Genomic DNA, 18750 nt, shown 5'->3' on the forward strand with positions numbered 1-18750 from the left:
AAGCGGAGACAGACGGATAAACCATAGCTACAAGCGGTATAAGCCACTGAAAAACAATGAAATTTAGCACTTTATGCTGTGACGGTTATCACACTTTAGTACCAGCGATGATTGACTGGTAAAACATACAAAATCATTACCTTCCCGATAGCAACCTTGTATTCCTTGTATGTAACCACGTGAAGCAAGGATTGCGCCTAAGGGCAGCACACGATAGCACCAGTGGCGTTAACCCTCGCCTGCCAGAGGCCTGGGGAACCCTAAGGGGCTTGAGGCCCAGATGAAGGCGGTTACCCAACCTTTATGCCTGCCGACCGGACCGACAATGGCCAAAGCCCAGCAAAACAGCTCTCCCTGCCTCCTTCGATCGACCATTCAGTGACCGAATTTCCACCGTCAATGATTCGCGCCAAAACAGCGATTGGCGAAGCTTAGCTAGGATATAAAAAAGGGAGTCCATGATCTGAACTCACTAGCAGTGTGGCTCAAAGCACCCTAATACATCACGACCGCAGCGCCTTGGGCATGGAGAAACGGATATTCTCTTCGCGGCCGGGGATTTCTTCGGCGTCGGAGCCGCCCAGGGATTTGAGGGTGGTGATGACCTGCTGGACCAGCTCTTCCGGGGCGCTGGCACCGGCGGTGACGCCGACAGCCGTTTTGCCCTTGAGCCAGGCCGGGTCGATCTGGGAGGGGTCGTCGAGCAGATGCGCTTCAGCGCCGCAGCGCTCGGCCAGCTCCCGCAGACGGTTGGAGTTGGAGCTGTTTACCGAGCCCACCACCAGCACCAGGCCACACTCCAGGGCCAGCTGTCGTACAGCATCCTGGCGATTGGTGGTGGCGTAGCAGATATCCTCGCGTTTGGGACCAAGGATATTGGGGAAACGCTGTCGAAGGGCATCAATGACTCGGGCTGTGTCATCCACGCTCAGGGTAGTCTGGGTGACAAAAGCCAGGGTATCCGGGTCACGCACCTGGAGTCTGGCCACATCCGCCTCGTCTTCGACCAGATAGATATCGCCACCATTGGCCTTGTCGTACTGCCCCATGGTGCCTTCCACTTCCGGGTGGCCGGCGTGGCCAATGAGGATGCTTTCGCGTCCCTCACGGGCGTAGCGGATCACCTCCATATGCACCTTGGTCACCAGCGGGCAAGTGGCATCGAAAACCTTTAGCTGGCGGCGGTCCGCCTCCTGCTGTACGGCTTTTGACACGCCATGGGCGCTGAAGATAACGATGGCATCATCCGGCACTTCGTGGAGTTCTTCGACAAATACCGCTCCCCGCTGGCGCAGGTCGTCAACCACGTAGCGGTTGTGCACCACTTCGTGGCGCACATAGATAGGCGGTCCGAACACTTCCAGGGCCCGGTTGACAATGTCGATGGCGCGATCCACCCCGGCACAGAAACCACGGGGGTTGGCGAGTCGGATTTGCATAGGAAGTCCTGCGTAACGAGTGCGGGCATTGTAACCGGGAAAGGCCGCAATCTGCGACCATGGCCACGACCATCGAGCTGAAAGAGCCTCACTCCAGCCGGTATCAATTCAGCGTAACGGGTTGCTCCGGCGCATAGCGCTCCACCGCGATGATCTCCACCTCAAAGGTGAGATCGCGCCCGGCCAGAGGGTGATTGAAGTCGACGAATACCCATTCATCTTCCACCCTGCTGATCACTCCCGGCAACTCACCACCGGCGGCATCGGCAAAACTGAGCACCATGCCCGGCTCCAGGGTGTCGTACTGGGCAAAGGTATCCCGGGTAAAGTGCTGCACATTCTCGTCGTTGTACTCGCCGAACGCCTTTTTCGCTTCCAGGAACACGCTACGCCGGTCCCCCGCCTTGAGTCCACGCAGTGCATTTTCGAAGCCCGGCAGCAGGGATTCATCCCCCCAGACAAAGGCCGCCGGCTCACCGCCAAAAGTGGAATCCATTTCAGTGCCATCCATCAGACGCACAGCGAAATGCAGGGTAATACGGGTTTCCGGGCCCGCGCGGAGAATCTCAGTCATGCTTTTTGCGTGCCTCTTTCTTTTCGGCGCCGTTTCCAGCGCCCAAGAACATATCCAGCAATATCAGGCCGGCCCCGATGGTGATGGCGGTGTCGGCGATGTTGAAAGCCGGGAAGTGGCTGTTACCCCAGTAAAAGTCCAGGAAGTCCACCACATGTCCCAACACCAGCCGATCATAGAAATTGCCCAGGGCTCCGCCCAGAATCAGGGCCAGAGCCACTCCCTGCAGTTTTTCGGCTGCGGTGAGCCGGGCCAGCCAGATCAGAATCACCACCGAAGCGCCCAGGGCGATAGCGGTAAAGAACCAGCGCTGCCACCCCCCGGCATCCGCCAGGAAGCTGAACGCGGCTCCCGGATTGTAGGCCAGGGTCAGATTGAAGAACGGCATCACTTCGAGCCGCTCGTAGAGATCAAAACGAGCCACCACCATATGCTTGGTGATCTGATCCAGCGCAATCACCACACCAGTGAGCCACAGCCAGATCAGCTGGCCTGGCAATAATCCCTTTTTGACGTCTGACATCTGGTCTCGGTGGTCCGTGCCATCACGCATAACGTCGCACCTCGCCATCCCCGTCCACATTGGTGACGCAACGGCCACACAGTTCAGGGTGGTCCGCATGGCTGCCCACATCCGGCTGGTGGTGCCAGCAACGTACACACTTGGTGTATTCGCTGGGGACCACTTGCACCTTGAGGCCCGCCACGGCAGTGGCCTCCAGTTCTACCGGCGCCTCGGCCAGGGGCTTGAGGGTAGCCGCGGAGGTGATGGTCACGAAGCGCAGCTCATCTCCCAGGCGATTCAGCAGCGCCTGTTGCGCCTCATCCACATAAAGCACCACCTCGGCACTGAGCCCGCCCTTGATCAGCTTGTCCCGGCGGGCATTCTCGATGGCCTTGTTGACCGCCTGTTTCACATCCTGCACTTGCTGCCAGAAAGCGCGGTCCATGTCCGTATCGGTCAGCGCGAAAAGCCCCGTGTACCATTCCGCCAGGAACACGGAATCGAGACGCTCGCCGGGCAGGTTCTCGTAGATCTCCTCGGCGGTGAAGCTGAGCACCGGCGCCATCCAGCGCACCAGCGCCTGGGCGATGTGATAGAGCGCGGTCTGGCAGGAGCGACGCGCCACGGAATCCGCCTGGGTGGTGTACTGGCGATCCTTGATGATATCCAGATAGAAGCCACCCAGATCCAGCGCGCAGAAGTTGTGCAACTTCTGGTAGACCTGATGGAAATGGTAACCGTCGTACAGCCCCTGAATGTCTTCCTGCAGTTGCAGGGCGCGATCGACAATATAGCGATCCAACGCCAGCATCTGCTCCGGCTGCAGGGCATCGGTCGCCGGGTCGAAACCACTGAGATTGGAAAGCAGGAAACGGCTGGTGTTACGGATACGACGATAGCTGTCGCCCATCTGCTTGAGAATGTCCTTGGACACGGACATCTCGCCACGGTAATCCGTGGCTGCCACCCACAGGCGCAGGATATCGGCGCCCAGGTCATTCCACACTTCCTGGGGAGCGATCACGTTGCCGATGGACTTGGACATCTTGCGGCCCTGCTCGTCCACGGTGAAACCGTGGGTCAGCACCGTCTTGTAGGGCGCGGCATCGCGAATTGCCAGACTGGTCAGCAAGGAGGACTGGAACCAGCCACGGTGCTGGTCGGAGCCTTCCAGATACAAATCTGCCGGGCTTCCCAGCTGCTCGCGCTGATCCAGCACGCAATAATGGGTAACACCGGAATCGAACCACACGTCCAGGGTATCGGTGACCTTGCTGTACTGGTCGGCCTGATCGCCGAGCAACTCGGCGGGCGTCAGGTCGAACCAGGCATCGATGCCTTCTTTTTCCACCCGCTGGGCCACCTGCTCGATCAGCGCCGGGGTGTCCGGGTGCAGTTCACCGGTTTCCTTGTTCACGAACAGGGCGATAGGCACACCCCAGGTACGCTGGCGAGAGATACACCAGTCCGGGCGATCGGTGAGCATACCTTCGATGCGGGCCTTGCCCCAATCGGGTAGCCATTGCACCTGGTCCACTTCCTGACGGGCGCGGGGCAGCAGCCCGGCCTTGTCCATGGACACAAACCACTGGGCCGTGGCGTGGAAGATCAGGGGCGTCTTGTGACGCCAGCAGTGCGGGTAGCTGTGCTCGATCTTCGCCAGCTTCACCAGGGCACCGCTTTCCTGCAATGCTTCGATCACCGGCTCGTTGGCCTTGCTCACATGCACACCGCCCACCACCGGCAGGTCGTCACGGAACAGGCCGCTGTCAAGCACCGGGCTGACCGGGTCCAGATCGTATTGCTGGCCCACCACAAAGTCATCGGCACCGTGACCGGGTGCCGTGTGCACCAGGCCGGTACCGGCATCGGTGGTCACGTGCTCACCGAGAATCACGGGCACCTGGGCACCCAGGAACGGATGCTGCAGGGACAATGTTTCCAGCTTTTCGCCTTTCACGGCCGCAGAGCGAGACACGCTTTCCATGCCCCAGCGCTCGACCAGATCGTCCGCCAGCGCCTCGGCCACCAGCAACTCGCGATGCCGGCCATCCAGCTCGCCGCTGAGCAGCACATAGTCCAGCTGCGGATGCACCGCCACCGCCCGGTTGGCGGGGATGGTCCAGGGGGTGGTCGTCCAGATCACCAGTGCCGGCGCAGTAGCCTCAATACCGGAACGGGCCGCAAAGTCCGCCACATCCACCACACTGAACGCCACATCAATGGCCGGGGATACCTTGTCGTAGTATTCCACTTCCGCTTCCGCCAGGGCAGAAGCGCAGTCCAGACACCAGTGCACCGGCTTGAAACCCTGTTGCAGATGACCGTTGTCGACGATCTTGCCCAGGGAGCGGATAATGTTCGCCTCGAAGGCGTAATCCATGGTCAGGTAGGGATTGTCCCAGTCGCCGAGCACGCCCAGACGCTGAAAATCGGACTTCTGTCCGGCCACCTGCTTGCTGGCGTATTCCCGACACTTCTGGCGAAAGGTGCGGGCATCCACCTTGTGGCCGGCCTTGCCGACCTTCTTTTCCACCATCAGCTCGATGGGCAGACCATGGCAGTCCCAGCCCGGCACGTAGGGGGCATCAAAGCCGGCCAGGGTACGGGACTTGACGATCATATCCTTGAGGATCTTGTTCACCGCATGGCCGATATGAATGTCGCCGTTGGCGTACGGAGGGCCATCATGAAGAATGAACTTGGGACGGCCGGCAAAGGCCTCACGGATTTTCTGGTAGAGCTGTTTTTGCTGCCACTCTTTCAGCCGCGCCGGTTCGCGCTGGGACAAGCCGGCTTTCATGGGAAAGTCGGTTTGGGGAAGATTAAGCGTTGCCTTGTAGTCCGTCATAGTCCCGTCTTGAATAATCCCGTCTTTTCAAAGTAGTCCCGGACCGCTTGCACGTCCTGCCAGATGGCAGTCTTGAGCTGATCCAGATCCGCGAATTTTTCTTCCGCTCGCACGTAATGGCGAAAGGCAACCGTCAAATGCTTGCCGTACAGACTGTCCTGGCCGGCCCCGGCATCGCTGTAGTCCAACAGATGTACTTCCAGGCGGTTTTCTGTGCCATTCACCGTGGGCCGATCGCCCATGTTGGCGGCGCCGGCCTGGTCCACCAGCCCGGCGCCACTGACCGTGACCGCAAACACCCCGGCCAGCGGCGAGTGCAAGCGTTTCAGCGCCAGGTTCACCGTGGGCAAATCCAGGGTGCGGCCAATCTTGTCGCCATGACGCACCCGGCCACTGATGGCAAAGGGCCGCCCCAGCAGGGTTTCCGCCAGGGCAAAATCGCCGGCGCTGAGAGCCGCACGGACCCGGGTACTGGACACCCGCTCGCCGTGGATTTCACAGGTGGCAGTGTCTGTCACAGCGAAACCGAACTGTTCGCCGGCCTGCTGCAGGTAAGCGAAATCCCCGTCACGGCCACAGCCGAAACGGAAATCATCTCCCACCACCAGGTATTCCACTCCCAGCCCGTCCACCAGCAGGGATTTCACAAAGGCCTCGGCGGTCAGGGAGCGAAACCGCTCGTTGAACCGCACACACAGCACCTGATCCACCCCGGCGTCACGCAGGGCAATCAGCTTGTCGCGCAGGGACATGAGCCGGGCTGGCGCCTGCTGCGGCGCAAAAAATTCCTGAGGTTGCGGCTCGAACAGCATCACCGTGGCCTTCAGACCACGATGGCGGGCTTCCGCGATCACCTGATCCAGAATCCGCTGATGCCCCTGATGCACCCCATCGAAATTGCCGATGGTGGCCACGCAGCCGCGATGCCTGTCGCGCAGATTGTGAATGCCGCGAATCAGTCGCATCTCATCCTCGTCTCAAAAGACGCCCGATTATACAGGCTCGTCGATGGTTTTGTATGCGCCCGTGGCAGCGACCGGCGGGAAAGTTAACCATTACTGACATGGCGCTCCCCCTGAGGAAAGACAACCCCGGGATGTCAGCGGCGCAAATGTCGCGGGCGCAGCCCCAGAATCAGCAGGCTTGCCCCGTAAATCGCCAATCCGGAAATCACAATCAGGCTGAGCCAACCGACCCGGTCCCACATGCCGGCCTCGGTCCAGGCCTGGGTTTGCAAAGACAGCCAGTAAGTGGCCGCTGCCATGGCCACACCGGCAGCCACCATCCGCCCCCAGTGAAACAACCAGCCCTTGAGCGGCTGATAGACCCCCGCCCGGCGCAGCCCCAGATACAACAACCCGGCATTCAGCCAGGCGGACAGGGCCATGGCCGTGGCCAGCCCCACATGACGCCACTCCCACACCAGCATGGCGCCGAACGCCATATTTGCCAGCATGGCAATCACGCCAATCTTCACCGGAGTGCGGGTGTCCTGGCGGGCATAGAAGCCCGGCGCCAGTACCTTGATCAACATGGCCGCCAGCAGGCCAGCGCTGTAGGCACGCAGGGATTCTGCGGTTTTCGCCACATCCAACGCAGTGAACTCGCCGTACTGGAACAGCGTGGACAGCAGCGGCTCGGCCAGCACTGCCAACGCCAGTGCTGCCGGCAGACCAATCAGCAACACCATGCGGATGGCCCAATCTAGGGTTCGGGAAAACGCCTCACTGGAGGCATCCACATGCTTGCTGGACAGGCTGGGCAGGATCACCGTGCCGATCGCCACCGCAAAAATCCCCAGCGGCAGCTCGATCAGCCGGTCGGTATAGTAGAGCCAGGTCACCGACCCCGTCTCCAGCAGCGACGCCAACACCGTGTTGACCAGGGAGTTGAGCTGATAGACCGATGCCCCGAACAGGGCCGGCACCATCAATGTCATGATCTTGCGCACCCCCGGGTCTGACCAGCCCATGCGCGGCACCGGCATCAGATTCAGCCTGGCAAGAAACGGTAGCTGAAACAGCAGCTGAGCGACCCCGGCGATCAGCACACCCCAGGCCAGCGCCACCGCCATGCGATCCTCGGCAAACTGCGGCGCCAGGAACAGGGCGCAGCCGATCAGGCTCAGATTCAACAGCACCGGGGTAAAAGCCGGCACCGCAAAGCGGTTCCAGGAATTGAGGATGCCGCCTGCAAAGGCAGTTAGGGAAATAAAGAATAGATAAGGGAAGGTCAGCCGCAGCATTTCCACGGTCAGGGCCCGCTTCACCGGGTCATCGCCAAAACCGGGGGCAAACAACCACACCACCCCCGCCGCCGCCAGCACCCCCACCAGGGTGATCAACGCCACGACGGTTCCCAGGGTCCCGGCCACCCGATCCACCAACAGCTTGGTGGCGGCCATGCTGCCTTTGCTGCGATACTCGCTCAGCACCGGCACGAACGCCTGGTTGAAGGCCCCTTCGGCAAACAGACGGCGGAAAAAATTGGGGATTTTCAGGGCCACGAAAAAGGCATCGGCCCCAGCGGAGGCCCCCAGCATACGAGCAATCACCACGTCCCGAACCAGCCCCAGCACCCGCGACAGCATGGTCATGGTTGCCACCACGGCAGTGGAGGCCATTAAACCGGCTTTTTTCGGGGTCTTTTCTGTGGGTTCGGTCATGGTGCCTCCAGCAAACCGGGCAAGAGTAAACAAAGGCCACGCAAACCGCCAGAATGATGATTTCCGGCCCCTCAGCCCATTGACATCGGGCTGCCGGATCGGCATAGTTGCGCGTCTTTAGACCATGACCCGCGTGTTTTTTGACCACAACAGGCCGGGTCGGCCCCAGAGGCCAGTGTCGTAACCCGAATTTGACCTTCGAATTTAAAGTATAGGAGCAGGACCTTGGCTAACTCACCGCAAGCACGCAAGCGTGCGCGTCAGGCGGAAACCCGCCGTCAGCACAACGCAGCGATGCGCTCCATGGTGCGCACATACCTGAAAAAGGTGAACGCGGCTATTGCGTCCGGCGACCAAGGCAGCGCTCAGGAAGCTTATACCCAGGCGGTGTCTGTGCTGGACAAAGCCACCCGCAAGGGCAAGTTTCACCCCAACAAGGCCGCTCGCCACAAGAGCCGCCTGAACGCCAAGATCAAGGCCATGGCTGCCTGAGTCTCATGCGTTCACGAAAAAACCGGCCATTGGCCGGTTTTTTTATGTCTGAAAATCAGTGACGCGTTGCGTGAAGCGAGTTTCGAAGGGCCAAACCGGTTTTGCCTTTCGCTTCTCGAAACTCGAGACTCGCTTCCCACATCAGCCGACGTCGAACACCACCATATTATCCCGGTGGATCAGCTCTTCCTCGTTCATGTAACCCAGCACATCGGCAATTTCGGTACTTTTCTTGCCACAAATACGGCGGGCGTCGGCGGCATCATAGTTGGCCAGCCCACAGCCGATGCGCTCGCCCTGCTCGCTTTCACAGGCCACCATTTCCCCACGGGAGAACTGGCCGAACACATCCACCACGCCCACCGGCAGCAGGCTGGAGCCGCCATCACGGATACGGCGCACCGCTCCGGCATCCAGCACCACCCGTCCGCGCATCTGCAGATGCCCGGCAAGCCACTGCTTGCGGGCATTCATGGGCGAGGTATCCGGTAGCAGCGTGGTCCCCGGCCCCTGCCCCAGGGCCAGCTCCGCCAGGACCTGCGGACTGCGACCGGAGGCGATGGTGGTGGAGGCCCCGGAACGGGCAGCCAGCTTGGCGGCTCGCACCTTGGTGGCCATGCCGCCGCGCCCCAGCAGCCCGCCACCGCCAGCAACACGGGCAATGTCCGGATCCGATGCCCGCGCTTCCCGGATCAGTTTTGCCTCCGGGTTGCTGCGAGGATCAGCGTCAAAAAGGCCGTCCTGATCAGTGAGAATCACCAACCGGTCCGCCTCGATCAGATTGGCCACCAGCGCCGCCAGGGTGTCATTGTCACCGAAACGGATTTCATCGGTAACCACGGTGTCATTCTCGTTCACGACGGGCACCACCGAAAAACCCAGCAGGGTCAGCAGCGTGGAACGGGCGTTGAGGTAGCGCTTCCGGTCTGACAGATCATCGTGCGTCAGCAGCACCTGGGCGGTGTGCAGATTGTGTTTCTGGAAGCGCGACTCCCAGGCTTGCACCAACCCCATCTGCCCCACTGCAGCTGCGGCCTGCAGCTCATGGACCGAATCAGGACGGGAGGTCCAGCCCAGCCGGGTCATCCCCTCCGCCACGGCACCGGAGGACACGATCACCACCTCGATGCCCTGCTCGCGCAACGCCACCATGCGATCCACCCAGGACTGCATCAGGGCACAATCGAGCCCCTTGCCGTCATTGGTCAGCAGGGCACTGCCTATCTTGATCACCCAACGCTGGCGGTCCGCCACGCTCACTCCTTCATTGCGCTCAATCAGGGTTCGTAGATGATTTCCACATCGTGGTCGTCATCGTCGTCATCATCATTCTGGCGGGCTCGGCGGGCGTCCGCCTTGAGCTCCTGCACTTTCTCACGGGCCTCTTCTTCCAGGCGAGCCCGCAGATCCTGCTGCGCAGCGGCATACTCCGGGTCTTCCTGCTCGAGCCTGCGACGGTCCTCGATGGCATTCATCAGGGCATAGACCAGATCTTCGCAGCCCACTCCCGCCGCAGCGGAAATCCTGAACACCGGCCCCTGCCAGCCCAACTCCTCGACGATGGCATCCGCCTGCGCCTGGGCCTCATCATCTGCCAACAGGTCGATCTTGTTGAACACCAGCCAACGCTCCTGCTCGGCCAGAGCGGGAGAGAAACGGTCCAGTTCGTCAGCGATGGCATCAATATGATCCGCCGGGCTACTGCCATCCATGGGCGCCAGATCCACCACATGGAGCAACAGGCGAGTGCGCGCCAGGTGCTTGAGGAAACGAATCCCCAGACCCGCCCCTTCGGCCGCACCCTCAATAAGGCCAGGGATATCCGCCACCACAAAACTCCGATGGCGATCCGCCTTCACCACACCGAGATTGGGCACCAGAGTGGTAAACGGATAATCCGCCACCTTGGGCTTGGCAGCGGAAATCGCCCGAATCAGGGTACTCTTGCCCGCATTGGGCATCCCCAGCAGCCCCACATCCGCCAGCACCTTCAGCTCCAGACGCAGACGACGGGATTCGCCAGGCTTGCCCTTGGTCGTCTTGCGCGGTGCCTGATTGGTGCTGCTCTTGAAATGAATATTGCCAAGCCCACCGCGGCCGCCCAGGGCGATCATTACCGGCTTCTCCGGATCGGTCAGGTCCGCCAGCACCTCATCGGTATCCACATCGACGATGGTAGTCCCCACCGGCACCAGCAGCACCACGTCATCGGCGGATTTGCCGGTCATCTGACGCCCCTTGCCGGGCTCGCCATTGCGGGCCTTGAAAATGCGCTCGTAGCGGTAATCCACCAGGGTGTTCAGATTGGTATCCGCCTGCACCATCACACTGCCGCCAGCCCCGCCGTCGCCGCCATCCGGCCCGCCGAATTCCACGTATTTTTCGCGGCGGAAACTCAGGCAGCCATCACCGCCCTTACCGGCGTGAACTTCAATGGTGGCTTCATCGACAAATTGCATTGGGAGGACACTCTTTACTGGATGGATGCCATTGTAGAGCAGCACGCAGGCCGCTCACCACAACGTCTCAGATCTGTTTCCTGTGGCGTGATGCATATCGCTTGCAAGCAGCCTGACACAAAAAAGCCCCGCGGGCAGGAGCCTCGCGGGGCTTTGAGAACCTGTTCGCGCTCTATACGCAGCAGCGCCGGAGTCAATTTTGTCGCCAGGTCGTGATTTCGATTGTGCCGTGTAGTCATTCTACATAAGCAAGCGCAATCGCGGGCTGGCGGCAAAAGGGGCCCGGCCCTTCGGGTTGCCACTAAAAAAGCCGCCATGCCGTGTTGTGAACCTTGAACTTGACCCGTCAGGCCCTGCGGTTCACGCCTTGCCTGGCGACTTTTTTAGTGGCAACGCTGCTGCGTATAGAGCGCGAACAGGTTCTTACCGACCCTTTCGGATCAGGCCACGGGCTCGATCACCACAAACTTGCGGCTCAGCGGACCCTTGGTTTCGAACTTAACGCGACCGGTTTCCTTGGCAAAGATGGTGTGGTCTTTGCCCATGCCAGCATTCACGCCAGCGTGGAATTTGGTGCCACGCTGACGAACGATGATTTCGCCTGCGCTGACAACCTGGCCGCCGAAGCGTTTCACGCCAAGGCGTTTACTTTCCGAATCGCGACCGTTACGAGTACTACCACCGGCTTTTTTATGTGCCATGTCTCAATCCTCTCTCAAATGTCCTAAGGATCAGCCCTGGATCCCGGTGATTTTCACCGCCGTGTACCACTGGCGATGACCTTGTTGCTTGCGGGAGTGCTTACGACGACGGAACTTCACAATCTTGATCTTCTTGTGACGGCCCTGCTCCAGCACTTCAGCGGTTACCTTGGCGCCATCCAGCATCGGCTGGCCGACTTTCACGTCATCGCCGTTGGCAACCAGCAGCACCTGATCGAAATCCACGGATTCGCCAGTGGCCACTTCAATTTTCTCGATGCGAACAACATCGCCTTCTTCAACGCGATACTGCTTACCACCGGTTTTGATTACTGCGTACATGTATGTGCTCCAGCACAACTCCACTCAGGCGGGTAACACCCTGTTGTTCAGGGATCACCACTTGCGGGCCAGGCAGAGGATGAAATTGGGTCGCGAAGTGTACGTGAAACACCGCCCCTGAACAAGCCCTGATTCCGCCTCGTGCCGCCGTCTTCACGGGGAATGGGCTTTCCTTGACTAGCTGCCAGCCACTGCTAGCATTGCCCGCTGTTGCGCCCACCTTCTGTCTGGACACAAGTGCATGGATTTCAAGGCCATTTATGCTGTCGTCGAAGATGACTTCGCGGCGGTGAACCAGTTTATCAACCACCACCTGGATTCCAATGTCCCGCTGATCCGTGAGGTGGGTGACTATATCGTCCAGTCCGGTGGCAAGCGCCTGCGCCCGCTGGTTTCCATCCTCTGTGCCCGGGCCTCCGGTTACCACGGTGAGCGTCATGTGGACGTGGCTGCCATTATCGAATTCCTGCACACCGCCACCCTGCTCCACGACGACGTGGTGGACGAATCCAACCTGCGTCGCGGCCGGCCCACGGTCAATGCGGTGTGGGGCAATGCGGCCAGCGTCCTGGTGGGCGATTTCCTGATTTCACGGGCCCTGCAACTGATGGTGGCACTCAAACACCCGCGCCTGCTGGATATCTTCTCCCAGAGCACCAACACCATTTCCGAAGGAGAAGTGCTGCAGCTGATCAATGTGCGCGACCCGAATACCAGTGAAGACAACTATATGCGGGTAATCCACCACAAGACGGCCAAGATGTTCGAATCCGCGGCAGAAACCGGTGCCGTGCTGGGAGCCGATGACAACACCGACTTCGTAGAGGCCTTCGCCGCCTACGGCCGCCATCTGGGCATTGCCTTCCAGCTGATCGACGATGTGCTGGACTATCAGGGTGAAGCCAGCGAGCTGGGCAAGAACGTGGGCGACGACCTGGCCGAGGGCAAACCCACCCTGCCGCTGATCTACACCATCGCCAATGGCAGTCCGGAACAGGCCAAGCTGATCAAGGACGCCATCCGTAACGGGGGCCTGGATCATCTGCAACATATTATTGAAACCGTTCAGGCCAGCGGTGGTCTTCAATATACGGTGGACAAGGCCGCCGAGCATACGCGCCTGGCCCTGGACGCCATCGCTGCGGTGCCGGACTCCCCCTACAAGGAGACCCTGTTCACCCTGGCAGAAGAATCCCTGAAGCGGACTTATTGATACAAGGAGCCACCATGTTTCGTGCTGTGCTAGTGCTTGCCCTGACCGCCACTTTCGCCGGCTGCGCCCTCAGCCCGCAGGTGATTGATGTCAAACCGGTTGCCGACGTGGACGCCACCAACATTGGCCGTAACCAGCCCGTACAGGTTCTGGCCGTGGACTCCCGTGAGCAGGAAGCGTTTGGCACCCGCGGCGGCGTTTACAAGGATACCGCCCTTGTGCGTCCCGCCAATGACGTGAAGAGCGCCATTGAAGACGCGGTGAAAAAGGGCCTGCAAACCCAGGGTTTCAACGCGTTCAATCCCGGCGATGACGCGACCCGCCTGGAAGTGCGCCTGGAGCAGCTGGACTACGTGCCCGAGGAAGGGTCGGTGATCAATCAGGTCACCCTGACGCTGACCCTGCTGGCCGAGGCCAGTCGTGGCGATGTGATCCACACTGGCACCTACAAAAGCAGTGTGGAACACGACCTGCCGCTGACCCCGTCGGCAAGCCGTAACCAGCAGATGGTCAACGACATCCTCAGTGGCGCCATCAACCGTCTGCTCAAAGACCCGGAGATGCTGTCCTTCCTGGCGGGTAACGACACACCCTGATGCCTGGCAACCGGGTCGCCATTCACTACTGCAGCCAGTGCAACTGGCTGCTCCGTAGCGCCTGGTACGCGCAGGAATTGCTGACCACCTTCAGCGACGAGCTGGACGAAGTGGCCCTGCAACCAGGGACCGGTGGCGTCTTTCAGATCGAGGCCAATGGCCAGCGAATCTGGGAACGCAAGAGCGACGGCGGTTTTCCGGAAATCACCGAGCTGAAGCGACGGGTGCGGGATGTGGTGTGCCCGGAACGGGAGTTGGGGCACATTGACCGCAAGGGCACCTGATAACACCACCCTCTCCAATCGCACTGCAGGAGCGTCACTGGCGGCGCGATAACCAGCGCAGTGAAAAACTTTCTACAACGCTGCTGTAGGAGCTCCTCTTGAGGGGCGAACCGAGCGTAGCGAGGCAGGCCATGGAACCTGTCAAGCCCTGCTACTCCTGACCGCCCGCGGGCAATTTCCACGTTGACGCGTGGTTCGCTCCTCGAGAGGAGCTCCTACAGCGACTTCGAAACAGCTCGGGACAACATGAACCTAGCTATCGCGCCGCCAGCGGCATCGAGCCAATCGCAAAGAGGCGGACTACTCATTCTCCGGCCGCACTTCTACCTGCGGCTCTTCGCTGTCGAATGGCGCTGCCACAGTAAATAGCAACGGCTGGCAACACACCTGACAGTCTTCCACGTACTCCTGCTCTGCCACCGACGTATCAATCAACACCTCGATGGGCTCCCAGCAATGGGGGCATTGCACGGTTACCGGTACCAGGCCCGCCATGGCTACACGGCCCCCGTCAACGCCACTTTTTCCAGCCACTCCGGACTCTCGCCCTCTGCCCAGGGCTCGGGCTGCCCCTGCCCCCAGACCGGGCCAGGCCAGCAGGGGTCCCCCTCGAAGCGGGCAATGATGTGGATGTGCAATTGCGGCACCAGGTTTCCCAAGGCGCCGATATTGATCTTGTCCGCCCGGGTCACCCGCTCCAGCTCCGCCGCCAGGCCATTGACCTGTTGCAGCAGCGCCAGCTGATCCGCCATGGGCAGGTGATGCCATTCGCGCAGACCATCGCGTTTGGGCACCACGATCAGCCAGGGAAAGCGCCGGTCATTCATCCAGCGCAGCCAGCAAAGATCCGTTTCGCCAAGGGGCCGGGTATCAGCGGCAAGGCGCGGGTGGAGTGTGGCCATGGTGTCTCCTCAAATAACAGAACATCGGAGCGAGTGACGAGCTACGGGTTTCGAAATTCAAAACCGGACTGCCTTTCGCTCCTCGTAACTCGTACCTCGCTTCTCACAACGGGCCGTCAACGGTTGCCCCGCATCATGGGGCCCTATTACCGATAATCTGAAGGACTTCGCAGCGTCCAGCGTCGAAACGCCCGGGCAAAGTTGGAGGCATCGGAATAGCCCAGACTCATGGCGATTTCATCGACTGTCTTGTCTGTCTGGGTGAGGTATTCCACCGCCAGGCCTTTGCGCAGCCCATCCAGCACTTCCTGGTAACTGGTACCCAATTGCTGCAACTTGCGCTTGAGGGTGCGCGACGACATGTGCAGCTCACCGGCCACCTCCTCGACGCCGGGGAAACGGCCACTCCCGCCCAGAATGATCCGCCGAACCTGTCCAAGCAGGGCTGGCGGCGCCTTGATGGAGGCCATCTCCTGTTCACATTGATCCGCAGCCATGCGTGCCAGACGCGGGTCGGCAAACTGCAGTTCATAGTCCAGGCGCTCAACCGGAAAACGCATCTGGTTGTAGGCACAATCGAAATACACCGGCACCGGCATCACCGGCCGCATGCGCGCAAAGTACTCGGGCTCCGGGTAGGTAAAGCGCAACTCACCGATAATCTCCATATCCGGCAACAGCTTCTGGCCCATGAAGTGAAAACTGGCGAACAGGCTTTCCATCATTACCGGCGCCAACCCACCCAGCGCCAGCAACTCATCGATCTGCATCACCGCCATGTCGCCATCGGTGAAAATATCCAGCTGCACCAGGGTGCTGCGTGTACGGAAGTATTTCACCGCCAGCTCCATGGCCTCGCCGAGGGTGGCGCTGCTCATGGCGGCATACCCCAGAAACCCATGGGAGGAAATCGTCATGGCGGCGCCCAGCTCCCAGCCCAACCAGGGCTCACCGCTAAGCTGGATACCGCGCATCACCACCCGTTCAAAATCCTGGGCGGTTACCCGTGCCTTGGGGTCCCGCCAGCAGCCAGGCTCAATGTCAGTGCCGGAAAGCAATACCTCATTGGCAATGCCCCGTCTGGACATTACCTCCAGAAAAAGGGCCAGGTATTCGGCGGAGACCGAGTACTCCGCAGGGTCCATTTTTAGTATTGTCATGGCTATATCCAGCTTGTGCCGCGCATGGCCCCAAATGACCGAAAAAAGCAACCATAACGTTACGTCTCGCCGCTGACAAGTAACTCTCGTTCACTTGTCAGCGCCAACTCCGGGAGAGCCCCATGTCCACTGACAACCTCAAAGACAAAACCCTGTTCATTACCGGTGCCAGCCGCGGCATCGGCAAGGCCATCGCCCTGCGCGCAGCCCGTGACGGTGCCAACATCGTTCTGTTCGCCAAAACCACCGAGCCGCATCCGAAACTGCCCGGCACCATCTATACCGCGGCCGAGGAAATCCGCGAGGCAGGCGGTTCCGCCTTGCCCTGTGTGGGCGACATTCGTTACGAGGAACAGCTGCAGGCCGCCGTGGACAAGGCCGTGGAAACCTTTGGCGGCATTGATATTCTGATTAACAACGCCAGCGCCATCTCCCTCACTGGCACCGAAGCCACCACCATGAAGTCCTACGACCTGATGCACCAGATCAACAGTCGCGGCACTTTCATGGCCAGCAAGCTGTGCCTGCCCCACCTGAAGAAAGCGGCCAACCCGCACATTCTCAACCTGGCGCCACCACTGAACATGGCGCCCCACTGGTTTGGCCGCCATGTGGCCTACACCATGGCCAAGTACGGCATGAGCCTGTGCGTACTGGGCATGGCCGACGAATATGCCGGCAAAGTGGCCGTCAATGCCCTGTGGCCCAAAACCGTCATCAACACTGCCGCCGTACAGAACCAGCTCGGCGGCGCCCCCACCGTCAAGGCCGCCCGCCAGCCGTCCATCATGGCCGATGCCGCCAGGACCATCCTCACACAGCCAGTGGACGCGGCCAGTGGGCGCTTCTTTATTGATGAGGACGTGTTGCGCAGCGCCGGGGTCAACGACTTCAGTGGCTATCGGGTGGACCCGGATCTGGATGACAATAAGTTGCTGCCGGATTTCTTTCTGGATTGACGGAAAAGGAGGTTACCAAAATTGTCACATGCTGCCGGGCTTCGCCCATTGCGCAGTGACTTTTCCCGTTTGCACAACGTAAGCCACTGAACAAAAACAATAAAAATATTTTCACAACACTGGCACGGTTCTCGCTTTAGTTGTTTCAAGCAAGAGAGAACGTGCCATGAGCAAGATTCTGAGATTACAAAAGCTGCGTCCGAAGACGGCATTGGAGAGCCTGAACCGGCTCACCGGCCTGGATTTCCAGAGCTTGCCGGAGTCCCTGGTGAACCATGACGACACCGCTCGCCAGGAACAGGACTCGTTCGAGCCCAGCCCCCACTTTCCGCAGCGCGTCGGCCGCCAGGGCTGACGCGTCTATTTTTTCCGCCCGATTTTTCTACCGGGACAGACGCCCCAAACATGTCAGCCACGGCTGCCGGATGGATCGCTCCTTTCCTGCCGGGTCAGTAATTCGAGATCAGTTTGTCGGAGGTCTTGAGGGCCGCGCCGCGACGCTGCATGAACAACTCTTCCACCACATGGGTCATGGCCGGCTCGCTCAACCGCAAGGAAATTTGCACCTGCTCCACGTCTGCAGTCAGCTTCAACCGTATACTGCCGGATAGCAATGCACTGCCTTCCCCGCCCACATCCGCAGTGTCCACCAACACGGCCCGATCAGTCTTATTGTCCAGGTAGCGAACCACCAACTGCACCTTCCCCGCCGCCCCTGCAATCCGGACCCAGGAGGCCACGTTGAATTCCGCTTCCCACTGGCGGGCACGAGCCGGTCGGCCATCTGCCCAGATACGCGAAGGCACTTTGGCAATGAATTTTTCTATCATTATGTTCTCTCTAGCCGGTACAGTCTTTTTAGCCAGTGTACGCATGAGCATAAATCACGACCATGCGGGGTTTGGCTTACTGACTTTGACGGATATCACATCCTGACGCTTCAATGCTCACCGCTCCATGTCCAATTGTTGGACAGTTAGCCGCCCTCTCCTTTCCCTGAATCCTTACTCTTTATCCCACGCAGCGCACATGACCGCTGCAACAAATTTTGTTTTCACACCGGACAACGTAAAGGAACCATTAATCATGGGCGAGCTGAAAGATCTCCGCGAACAAAGCGAATCTCTGGTAAACCGTGCCAAAGAACTGGCCAACAAGCTGTACCTGGCTGGCCTGGGCGCTTATGACAAGGCCGAGGAAGGTTCTGAAGAGCTGCTGAGCAAGTACGTGGAAGCCGGCACCGAAGCGTTTGGCGAAGACGCTGAAGGCAAGCCCAAGGCTCTGCTGGCCAGCCGCGGCGCCCTGCTGGCTGCCCGTCAGCTGCTCGATACCGCGCCGGAAAAGCGCCAGGCCCTCTACGAGAAACTGGTTGAAGCCGGCAAGAAAGAGCGCGGTGAGAAAGCCGAAGAAACCAACGAATTCGTGCTGGCCGGCCTGGGTGCTGTTGCCTCTGCACGCGAAGAAGGCGAGAAACTGTTCAATGAACTGGTTTCTGCCGGGGAAAAACGTAGCTGATTCTGTTTCCCTGATTCTGTTGTACTCTCCTTTGGGGCCTGATTTGGGCCCCTTTCTTTTGCCCGTCATTTACTCGAACTTCACTTTCTCCCC

The 18750-nt window shown here is 60.0% G+C and carries 21 protein-coding genes; 7 read left to right on the forward strand and 14 right to left on the reverse strand.

Features of this window, described 5'->3' with window-relative positions:
• Nucleotides 1–503: 503 nt before the first annotated feature.
• The 6 genes from ispH to murJ form a co-directional block, all read right to left on the reverse strand.
• Entirely contained in the window at nucleotides 504–1439 is a 936-nt protein-coding gene (gene ispH, locus A0251_RS14740; RefSeq protein ID WP_062817607.1) for a 4-hydroxy-3-methylbut-2-enyl diphosphate reductase, read from the reverse strand.
• A 103-nt stretch (nucleotides 1440–1542) separates the two neighbouring features.
• A complete protein-coding gene (locus A0251_RS14745; protein WP_062817608.1) occupies nucleotides 1543–2013 on the reverse strand; it encodes a peptidylprolyl isomerase in 471 nt (156 codons plus the stop codon).
• Nucleotides 2006–2536, reverse strand: coding sequence for a signal peptidase II (lspA, locus tag A0251_RS14750; protein WP_062817669.1), 531 nt, complete (start codon nucleotides 2534–2536; stop codon nucleotides 2006–2008). The genes A0251_RS14745 and lspA overlap by 8 nt, the downstream gene beginning before the upstream one ends.
• Nucleotides 2537–2558: 22 nt before the next feature.
• Entirely contained in the window at nucleotides 2559–5369 is a 2811-nt protein-coding gene (ileS, locus tag A0251_RS14755; RefSeq protein ID WP_062817609.1) for an isoleucine--tRNA ligase, read from the reverse strand.
• On the reverse strand, nucleotides 5366–6334 hold the full coding sequence (ribF, locus tag A0251_RS14760) for a bifunctional riboflavin kinase/FAD synthetase (protein ID WP_062817610.1): 969 nt from the start codon (nucleotides 6332–6334) through the stop codon (nucleotides 5366–5368). The genes ileS and ribF overlap by 4 nt, the downstream gene beginning before the upstream one ends.
• 134 nt (nucleotides 6335–6468) lie before the next feature.
• Nucleotides 6469–8034, reverse strand: coding sequence for a murein biosynthesis integral membrane protein MurJ (gene murJ / locus A0251_RS14765; protein WP_062817611.1), 1566 nt, complete (start codon nucleotides 8032–8034; stop codon nucleotides 6469–6471).
• Between the two features lie 225 nt (nucleotides 8035–8259).
• Between murJ and rpsT the strand changes: the two genes are divergently transcribed.
• Entirely contained in the window at nucleotides 8260–8526 is a 267-nt protein-coding gene (gene rpsT / locus A0251_RS14770) for a 30S ribosomal protein S20 (RefSeq protein WP_062817612.1), read from the forward strand.
• Between the two features lie 141 nt (nucleotides 8527–8667).
• Here rpsT and proB read toward each other — a convergent pair whose 3' ends face one another.
• From proB to rplU, 4 genes are all read right to left on the reverse strand, one after another.
• Nucleotides 8668–9780, reverse strand: a complete 1113-nt coding sequence (gene proB / locus A0251_RS14775; RefSeq protein WP_062817613.1) for a glutamate 5-kinase — start codon at nucleotides 9778–9780, stop codon at nucleotides 8668–8670.
• Nucleotides 9781–9803: 23 nt separating this feature from the next.
• Nucleotides 9804–10985, reverse strand: coding sequence for an Obg family GTPase CgtA (gene cgtA, locus A0251_RS14780; RefSeq protein WP_062817614.1), 1182 nt, complete (start codon nucleotides 10983–10985; stop codon nucleotides 9804–9806).
• A 440-nt stretch (nucleotides 10986–11425) separates the two neighbouring features.
• Nucleotides 11426–11686: a 50S ribosomal protein L27 gene (gene rpmA / locus A0251_RS14785; protein ID WP_062817615.1), complete on the reverse strand. Its 261-nt coding sequence runs from the start codon at nucleotides 11684–11686 to the stop codon at nucleotides 11426–11428.
• Nucleotides 11687–11716: 30 nt separating this feature from the next.
• Nucleotides 11717–12028, reverse strand: a complete 312-nt coding sequence (gene rplU, locus A0251_RS14790) for a 50S ribosomal protein L21 (RefSeq protein WP_007148862.1) — start codon at nucleotides 12026–12028, stop codon at nucleotides 11717–11719.
• Between the two features lie 241 nt (nucleotides 12029–12269).
• On the opposite strand from rplU, the gene A0251_RS14795 reads away from it, so the two are divergent.
• From A0251_RS14795 to A0251_RS14805, 3 genes are read left to right on the forward strand one after another with little or no spacing between them, the layout of a single operon-like run.
• A complete protein-coding gene (locus A0251_RS14795; RefSeq protein WP_062817616.1) occupies nucleotides 12270–13241 on the forward strand; it encodes a polyprenyl synthetase family protein in 972 nt (323 codons plus the stop codon).
• A gap of 14 nt (nucleotides 13242–13255) precedes the next feature.
• On the forward strand, nucleotides 13256–13837 hold the full coding sequence (locus A0251_RS14800) for a YajG family lipoprotein (RefSeq protein WP_062817617.1): 582 nt from the start codon (nucleotides 13256–13258) through the stop codon (nucleotides 13835–13837).
• Nucleotides 13837–14121 (forward strand): SelT/SelW/SelH family protein, encoded by a 285-nt coding sequence (locus A0251_RS14805; RefSeq protein ID WP_062817618.1) that lies wholly within the window; start codon nucleotides 13837–13839, stop codon nucleotides 14119–14121. The genes A0251_RS14800 and A0251_RS14805 overlap by 1 nt, the downstream gene beginning before the upstream one ends.
• 300 nt (nucleotides 14122–14421) lie before the next feature.
• On the opposite strand, the gene A0251_RS14810 is transcribed toward A0251_RS14805, so the two are convergent.
• The 3 genes from A0251_RS14810 to A0251_RS14820 form a co-directional block, all read right to left on the reverse strand.
• Complete coding sequence (locus tag A0251_RS14810) at nucleotides 14422–14616, reverse strand: CPXCG motif-containing cysteine-rich protein (RefSeq protein WP_062817619.1); 195 nt, start codon at nucleotides 14614–14616, stop codon at nucleotides 14422–14424.
• A gap of 2 nt (nucleotides 14617–14618) precedes the next feature.
• The gene (locus A0251_RS14815) at nucleotides 14619–15023 is read right to left on the reverse strand and encodes an HIT domain-containing protein (protein WP_062817620.1); all 405 of its coding nucleotides are present in this window, start codon (nucleotides 15021–15023) and stop codon (nucleotides 14619–14621) included.
• Nucleotides 15024–15169: 146 nt separating this feature from the next.
• Nucleotides 15170–16183, reverse strand: a complete 1014-nt coding sequence (locus A0251_RS14820; RefSeq protein WP_062817621.1) for an AraC family transcriptional regulator — start codon at nucleotides 16181–16183, stop codon at nucleotides 15170–15172.
• A gap of 122 nt (nucleotides 16184–16305) precedes the next feature.
• On the opposite strand from A0251_RS14820, the gene A0251_RS14825 reads away from it, so the two are divergent.
• Both A0251_RS14825 and A0251_RS14830 read left to right on the forward strand, forming a co-directional pair.
• On the forward strand, nucleotides 16306–17142 hold the full coding sequence (locus tag A0251_RS14825; protein WP_062817622.1) for an NAD(P)-dependent oxidoreductase: 837 nt from the start codon (nucleotides 16306–16308) through the stop codon (nucleotides 17140–17142).
• A gap of 166 nt (nucleotides 17143–17308) precedes the next feature.
• Complete coding sequence (locus A0251_RS14830) at nucleotides 17309–17497, forward strand: hypothetical protein (protein ID WP_062817623.1); 189 nt, start codon at nucleotides 17309–17311, stop codon at nucleotides 17495–17497.
• Nucleotides 17498–17591: 94 nt separating this feature from the next.
• Here A0251_RS14830 and A0251_RS14835 read toward each other — a convergent pair whose 3' ends face one another.
• On the reverse strand, nucleotides 17592–17972 hold the full coding sequence (locus tag A0251_RS14835) for a hypothetical protein (protein ID WP_062817624.1): 381 nt from the start codon (nucleotides 17970–17972) through the stop codon (nucleotides 17592–17594).
• Between the two features lie 256 nt (nucleotides 17973–18228).
• Between A0251_RS14835 and A0251_RS14840 the strand changes: the two genes are divergently transcribed.
• The gene (locus tag A0251_RS14840) at nucleotides 18229–18657 is read left to right on the forward strand and encodes a phasin family protein (protein WP_062817625.1); all 429 of its coding nucleotides are present in this window, start codon (nucleotides 18229–18231) and stop codon (nucleotides 18655–18657) included.
• Nucleotides 18658–18750: the final 93 nt, after the last annotated feature.

The sequence above is a fragment of the Alcanivorax sp. NBRC 102024 genome (assembly GCF_001602235.1).
In the GTDB taxonomy this organism is placed as follows: Bacteria; Pseudomonadota; Gammaproteobacteria; order Pseudomonadales; family Alcanivoracaceae; genus Alcanivorax.